Origin of the sequence: Coxiella endosymbiont of Ornithodoros amblus, from assembly GCF_019425495.1 — a bacterium.
In the GTDB taxonomy this organism is placed as follows: domain Bacteria; phylum Pseudomonadota; class Gammaproteobacteria; order Coxiellales; family Coxiellaceae; genus Coxiella.
The window spans coordinates 1-8,039 of the sequence record NZ_VFIV01000059.1 but is presented as its reverse complement, the minus strand read 5'-3'; the positions used below and the strand labels follow the sequence as shown (position 1 = coordinate 8,039).

Sequence of the window (8,039 nt, the reverse complement as noted above, 5' to 3'; positions counted from 1 at the left end):
CATATACGTTCTTTTCGTCAAAACTGATTGTTGACACAACAACCCAGGGCCTATACGTATGGAGCAAAGCAGAATACGGGAAAATAATGATCTCGTCTATCGCCCCCGTATTTCGCTGCGCTCATATCGTATATAGGACCTTAGTTAATTGATTAGTTTAATTAATCACAGATAATCGTACAGCCTTCTATACTGCTAGCGCTACAGAGCTAGTATCATAACACTTTTCAAACACCATAAATTTGAATTGACCGGTTACGTTTCGAACTTTTAGCACAACCCAGAGTAGGTTGTCGGAAATAGTAATAAAAAATAAAAGGGAGTCACCACCCACCCATGCTCGTTTAAACTCTTTTTTACCAGCCGGCGTTGGCTGGAACTCAGATCGGCAGCTATAGAATCCCTTGAGTGCCATTTTTATTTAAAACAACCCAACACTGAGGGCTGACTTCCTTAAAATGCAAGACTTCTTAAATCGAGACATTTATAAGAAATCACGCCAACAATAACGGCGTTAAAAAAAAATCCTGTCATGAAAATAGTTATGTTATAATAAACAGTAAGTTATTAATTTCGCCGCCTAGATAGAAATCACTCGGTTCACCAGGATTCAAAAGTGCTACTATGAGAAGAATCTAAATAAACGAATTTCGTGCTCTCTAACGCTCCTCCTGGTCCTCATAAGGATTTAGATCAGTTTTCAGTTTGACATGGATGGGAACGCCGATGAAATTGAATGTTTTTCGAAAATAATTGGAGAGGTAGCGAGAATAGGATTTTGGCAATGATTTTGTTTGCTTGCCATGTACTACAATTGTTAACGGGTGGCGACCACCTAAGTGCGCGTAACGTAAGCGAATTCGATGACCTTTAACTAAAGGAGGTTCATGTTCCGCTACGGCTTTTTCCAAGGCCCTGGTCAGCTGAGCTGTCGTTAATTCCTGTTGGATGGATTGATAAGATTCCTGAATTGCTCGAAATAATTTGCCTATACCAGTTCCATGGAGTGCGGAAATAAAATAACGACGCGCAAAATCAACGAACGGCATACGTCGATCGATAGCATTGCGCACATTGTCACGCTTTTCTATTTTTAGGCCATCCCATTTATTTACAGCAATGATCAAGGACACTCCAGCTTCAACAATCCGATTTAATAACCGCAAATCCTGTTCAGTCACGCCTTGACGAGCATCTAATACAAAAATAACTACATCCGCTCTATGCATCACCTGTAATGATTTAATTATTGAAAATTTTTCAACATAATCTTGTATTTTACTGCGCCGGCAAATACCTGCTGTGTCAATCAACGTATAATTTTCGTCGTCGCGGGTAAAAGGGATATAAATACTATCGCGAGTGGTTCCCGGCTGATCGTAAACAATAACCCGTTCTTCGCCCAATAGTCGATTAATAAGTGTGGATTTTCCGACATTGGGACGACCAATCATAGCGATTTTAATGTCGACTTCTTTTTCAATAACTTCTTTTTTCTCAGGCAAATTTTTTAAAATTTGAGTCATTAAATACTTCACGCCTCGCCCGCTCGTGGCAGCAATAACGTGAGGTTCACTAAATCCCAATTTATAAAAATCGCTTTGTACAACCGCCGCTCTTGCTCGATCAACTTTATTTATGGCCAAAAAAATTTTTTTCCCTTTTTTGCGTAATTGTTCGGCAATGATTTCATCAGCGGGAACTAACCCTGACTTCGCGTCCACTAAAAATAAAATGCAATCGGATTCATCAATTGCCTGCTCAGCCTGCGTTTCTGCCAGTGGCGCTACTTCTTTATTTTCTCTATCGACCAAGCCGCCTGTATCGACCAGTAAAAGACGCTGAGAATCAATAGTGGTTTCACCGTATTGACGATCACGCGTAACACCTAAGACATCAGCCACTAATGCAGCCCGACTTTTAGTTAAGTAATTAAATAATGTGGACTTTCCGACGTTTGGTCGCCCAACGATGGCAATGACTGGAAGCATTGAGGTTCTCTCCCTTCATTCCTCCAACTGTCCCCTCCGAAAACGGAAAGAGGGCCATCAGATGAAGAAATTTTAAATTTACTCCCCGCGGCCTGCCCCCGGGGTATTTTTATTCCGAAATTTTCATTGTTAAATAGGGGTCGTTAATTCCCATCGCTTTCATACTCTTTTGTGCGGTTTCGTAAAATTGTTTAGCCGACTCGTGATTTCCAATGGCTGCGTAAATATCGCCTTTAATTTCGTCCACCAGCGGCTGATAAAGCCTGATCATCAACCGTTTGCAATAAATTCAAAGCGGCTTTCGGGCGAGTCTCGGCTAATAAAATTCGACTTGCTCGCAAGCGCGCTAATTGTTTTAAATCCGGAATAGTGGCATTTTTCATAACCCACTGCAACTGATCCAATGCAGACGGTAAATGATTTTGCTCAACCGCTCTTTTTACATTTTAAGAATGAGGCCATCGTTGCATAAGGAGTTTTACCATAATCCTTAATCAGTCGGTCCGTTAACGGCTTCGTTTTATCCCACGAATTTTGTGAAGCCAATATTTGCAATTGCATATAAAGTGCAGAAGCGCGTTCTGTTTTCTCTAATTGATGATGACACCAATACCGCCATCCAAATCCAATCAATAAACCAATAACGATAACAAGAGCAATAAGACGACCATAACGCGCCACCATTTTTTTATCATTTCAATTTGTTCTTGATCGGAAAGAAGTTCTGTCATTGTTTCACCTGACTTTTTATTTTCAGCCTTCGGATTTTAAATAAGAAATTAAGGTATCTCGCGTTAAACTCTTTTGCGGCACTGTTTCTCGCAAATGTTTTAACGTCACTGTATTCTTTTTTATTTCTTCTTCACCGATAACAACTGCCCATTTAGCCCCACTTTTATCGGCCCGTTTAAACTGACTTTTTAAACTGCTGCCAGTCAAATCAACCTCGACGACCCATTCAGGCAATACGTTGCGAAGCTGTTCCGTCATCAAAAGCCCTTCTTGAATTACTGCTTCCCCTTCTATAACGACGTAAATATCGATCTTGTCGAGATATTCTCGCGCCGCACGTAATAATAACACTAATCGCTCTAATCCTGCAGCAAACCCCGCGGCCGGCGTTGACTTGCCGCCTAACAACTCGACGAGGTTATCATAGCGGCCACCCGCACAAACAGTACCTTGCGTCGCCAGTTGATCAGTTACCCATTCAAAAACAGTGTGCGTATAATAGTCTAATCCTCGAACTAATGTGGGATTCACGATAAAAGGCACTTCTGCTTGATCCAACACTCTTCGCAATTGATCAAAATAGTGTCGCGATGTCTCATCCAGATAATCGATTAGCTTGGGTGCTTCTGCAAGGAGCGGTTGTAGCTCGGGATTTTTACTGTCTAAAATCCGTAAGGGATTCGTGTGCAAACGCCGCCGGCTACCTTCGTCCAGCTCCTTTTCACGCGATTGCAAATAGCTGACCAATGATCGCCGGTAAGCATTTCGCGAGTCAAACGTACCCAGCGTATTTAATTCGAGATGAATACAAGATTCCAAACCCAGCGCTTTCCATAAGCGCAAACACATAAAAATCAACTCGGCTTCAATGGGCGCTCCTGCCATCCCATAAGTTTCAACGCCGAGCTGATAAAACTGGCGATAACGTCCTTTTTGTGGACGCTCATGGCGAAACATTGGCCCTAAATACCACAAACGCTGAATTTGATTATAAAGTAAGCCGTTTTGAATGCCGGCCCGCACACAGCCCGCTGTTCCTTCCGGGCGCAAAGTAAGGCTATCGCCGTTGCGATCGGTAAAGGTATACATTTCTTTTTCAACAATATCGGTGGCTTCCCCGATCGTGCGCTTAAAAAGAACCGTTTGTTCAACGACGGGGAAACGAATCTCACGATAATGATAAGCAGATACCACTGAACGGCAAGCGTTCTCCAGAGAAGACCAATAAGGAATCTCTTCGGGTAAGATATCGCTCATTCCCCGAATCGCTTGAATGTTTTTCGTCAATGATTAGTTCCTGAAAAAGTTATCTTATTCTTGTATTTTATGGCCGTAGGTTGCTCCGTCAAATTTTTATTGATGTTCCATTAGTATCCGCTGAATTGACTAACGTTTGCTTTAAGGACAATTTCTCTTTCGGTGAAGAAATAACTGACTGTAATTGCCCAAGAATATGTTTTTTGCCCTGCCACCAAACGCCCACAGAGGCGATCGACGCTACTAATAAAATAACCGCAGTCCACCACCAACAAAGCATTTTGCCGTTAATCATCTGTTTCGGTCTTAAAACAACCGGCAGCACGTGGTGTTTCACAGGTCTTTCTACTTCGGCTTTTACCCGCTCGAACTCTTCCTCCAATCCCATTTCGTTAAATGCAGCCATCACCTCATCCGGTGATATGCCAACATAACGGGCATAAGCACGTAAATAACCACGCACGTAAATTAATGCAGGGACACGGGAGTAATCGTCTTGCTCAAGACCTTTTACCCATTGAATGCTAAGCCGTATCTCTTTCGCAACGTCGCTTTGCTGAAGATTCTTTGCCTGGCGAGCTTCGCGCAAGAGGGTACCGGGTGTCTTCGCAGTGCTCTCTGAACGTGGGAGATTGATTTCCATATCGATCGCATTTTCCATCATTGGTCGCATTCCTATGGTGGTGTATTTATGGGCATTATAACTGACTCCTGGCGTATCTGGAATAAGAAAGCAATTTTGCTAAGCCCCCTCTCCTACACCTATGCTTATCACAGCTTATCACAATCCGTTGATTCCTGTGCTGCGGTGCTCGAAAATCAGCGAATGCTGAATCAGCGTAGCGAATTGTCAACAGGCCCTAATGATTGATTCCAGGAATAGGACGGTTAAAATTGAGATCTTGTTTTTGAAGCCAGCGTTGCTGCCGCCCTGTTCGATCATGAAACTGGCCAGCCAATTGACCACAAGCACCGGCAATATCATCCCCTCTTGTTCGTCGCACTCGAGTATTAAAACCAGCATCAATTAGGTATTTTTGAAAAGCGGAAATAGCTAACTCTGTCGAACATCGATAAGCCGTTCCTTGAAAAGAATTAAAGGGAATTAAATTAATTTTACACGGCACGTCGGCTAATAAACGAATTAATTGCTCGGCATCAATCAAACGATCGTTCATCCCCTCGATCATCACATATTCAAACGTGATGCAACGTTTACTGCCTCGAGAATAATAATCTCGGCATAAAGGAATTAACTGGTCTAACGAATACTTTTTATTAAGTGGAACCAACACATTTCGCAAAGCATCGTTAGGTGCGTGTAACGAAATAGCTAAAGAAACCGGACTTTCTTTGCGCAAACGACGCATAGCAGGCATTATGCCAGAGGTACTCAACGTCACACGGTATTTAGATAAGCCATAAGCGTGATCATTTATCATTAAATTCATCGCTGCAACCACCGCTTCGTAATTAAGTAAAGGCTCACCCATTCCCATCATTACGACATTAGTGATTTTATAAGGCGATTTTAACAACCGGGTGGCTAACCACACTTGTCCGATAATTTCAGCCAAAGTGAGATTGCGATTAAAGCCTTCTTTTCCTGTCGCGCAAAAGCTGCAATTCAAAGCACAGCCCACTTGCGAGGAAACGCATAAAGTGCCCCGTTTACGATCTGGGATAAAAACCGTTTCAATTTTATTATTATCCGCTAATCGAAAGAGCCATTTGTGGGTTCCATCAGCCGAAACGCGCTCTAAAGCAAGCTCCGACACGCGGACGAAGAACGCCTCACTTAACTGTTGTCGAAACGATTTGCTGAGGTCGCTCATTAAAGAAAAATCAGTTACTCCACGTTGATGAATCCATTGCAATAGTTGCGTAGTACGATATAATGGCTGACCTTGGGATGTGATAAATCCTTGTAATTCAGGTTCACTTAAGTTTAAAAGATTAATTTTTTCTGTCATCGTTGCATTTTAAGTCATTCATTTTGGGAGAAAAGCCTTAAATTATTTTTAAAAATCGATTTAATATTTCTCTCGTTTTTGATTATGTCTATCTAGACATTTTATTATATCAATATAATTATAAACAACATATCCACAACTAACTCACTTATTTACGTCTGTTACATCTGAGATAAGGCTGAGAAAATTTGGGTTTTAACAGTTATCAACCTAATAAGGAGATTTTTATGCCTGATTTTGAGTTAAGGCCTACCAAAAAAATATTAAATTTGTTGCGTACACACTGACATTTAATCTTGTGAAAGCAAATAAACCTAAGAAAAAAATTAAGTTACTTAGATTATTATTAACAGAGGGAGTGAGTGTCGACCAAGAAAGAACTCGAGAGGCTACGTACCTTATTTTTCAATATAAAATTCCTTTTTGTTGTATGATATTTTTTACGTTCGTAATTAATTATGTTGAATTAATTGATAGTTAAAAAATAATGGCCTGCTTTAGAACGTTCCACCACTCTTCATCTTGGATTTTTTCTTCTCCTCTAACAGAAGTTAATTTATCGATTCTCGAAAATCAAGATAATAATTTAAACGAAACTGATTCAAAATTACTTTCTGATATCATTTTTGATCGCGTTATTAAAGAAAGCATTCAGGAAATTCGCGATTTCTTTGAATTTGATTCTAGTAGCCAACCAAATTTGTCCCAATCTGATTCAAAAAGATACACCTTATGTATTGGAACAAGCTTAATAGCCATCTATCAAAGGATAATAAGTTACTATCAAGTTTATTACCAAAAAATTTATCAAAGAAATTCAAAGCGAGTGTAAAACTCAATAAAATCTGCCTCCCGAATCCAATTCAATCTCTTCTTCTCCAGCAGAAAAACAACTACAGCATTTATTTTGAATGAGAATCGAAAGAAAAAGAGATTGAAGCATATAATTCCTTCGTCAAGTGGTCACCCAATAATTCAGGCACAAGCGCTTTCGTCATCTAAAGTTGATGTGAGCTCTCAAGATGATATTGGAAATACCTTAATTCATTATGCTATTCAAAGGAGATCTTCCCTACGTTATCTACGTTATCTACGTTATCATTAATAAATAAAATAAATAATAGACCTCGCTTAGATATCCAAAAAAAGGCGAAATCCCACTGGAAACTACGGATGAAAGTGACAATACAATTTTTCATTTACTAGAGCGTACCTTTGCCGAAAACGAAAAAGCCTATTTCAAACTCATTGATACCGTAATGAAGTCTGAAAAAGGTTATTCTAACAACCTCAAAATGATAAGGCGCTCTTTATTAAGAGCAATAAAGATAAAAACCTTATGAAACAGCAAGCGAAAGAAAGCATCCCAGGAAGTGAAATAAACCCCCTTTACATCCTCATATGGCAACATAAACCAAAATCTGCGAGAGCTGTCCTCAACGAAATTATTGGATCTCATCTTCGAGAAACAGATCCATTATTTTTAAAGATCATTTACCTGAGAACGAAAAAAACAGGAAAATTTTACCTCATTTGAAGGTTTTGAACCCCATTGGAATTAACTTTATACCAATCTTTTGAAAATGAAAAAGATAGAAAGTTACGATTAAAATGTTTAGATGAAGCAACTCGTACACTAGGACCCATTTAGGGTTATCTTCGCGTTAAATACAATGAGTGTTCAGGCTCAGAAAAAATTGCTAAAAAAACTCAATAAATATAGTTAGAGCTCAGCATAAGCTAGTGATAGAAGGACAAGCCATACTGAAGGCATTAGAAACAATAAAATAAGCGACAAAATACAGAAAAAAAGAGACCCCTATGTTTTTTTCATATTCCGGGAACCTTGCATTTAACTGAGGAGGTGATGTTGCGTTTATTATCGAATGAAGCTGGTAGCCGAACAACAATGCGCACTGCATAATTCGTCTTATTACTACAAGTCACGGGCGTCTCAGATTTTGTCATTCCCTCGCAGGCACCTAGAGCTCAACTTAAGGGGGCGAAGTAAAGAGGGAATATCAAGTGGTTGAAAAGATGTCCGTCGTTCCCGTGCGTGGGCCGTCTACTGACAGACAAAGAATCG

Annotated in this window: 3 protein-coding genes and 2 pseudogenes; all 5 read right to left on the bottom strand. The window is 40.1% G+C overall.

The window, feature by feature from the left end; translation table 11 throughout:
• Positions 1 to 659: 659 nt before the first annotated feature.
• Complete coding sequence (gene der, locus FIV31_RS06615) at positions 660 to 1,991, bottom strand: ribosome biogenesis GTPase Der (protein WP_280124224.1); 1,332 nt, start codon at positions 1,989 to 1,991, stop codon at positions 660 to 662.
• 109 nt (positions 1,992 to 2,100) lie between these two features.
• Positions 2,101 to 2,722: pseudogene (locus tag FIV31_RS06610) on the bottom strand (YfgM family protein).
• Positions 2,723 to 2,744: 22 nt separating this feature from the next.
• The gene (gene hisS, locus FIV31_RS06605; RefSeq protein ID WP_280124223.1) at positions 2,745 to 4,010 is read right to left on the bottom strand and encodes a histidine--tRNA ligase; all 1,266 of its coding nucleotides are present in this window, start codon (positions 4,008 to 4,010) and stop codon (positions 2,745 to 2,747) included.
• Positions 4,007 to 4,623 (bottom strand): annotated as a pseudogene (locus tag FIV31_RS06600) (helix-turn-helix domain-containing protein). The gene hisS and the pseudogene FIV31_RS06600 overlap by 4 nt, the downstream one beginning before the upstream one ends.
• A gap of 217 nt (positions 4,624 to 4,840) precedes the next feature.
• Complete coding sequence (rlmN, locus tag FIV31_RS06595; protein ID WP_280124222.1) at positions 4,841 to 5,953, bottom strand: dual-specificity RNA methyltransferase RlmN; 1,113 nt, start codon at positions 5,951 to 5,953, stop codon at positions 4,841 to 4,843.
• Positions 5,954 to 8,039 lie beyond the last annotated feature (2,086 nt).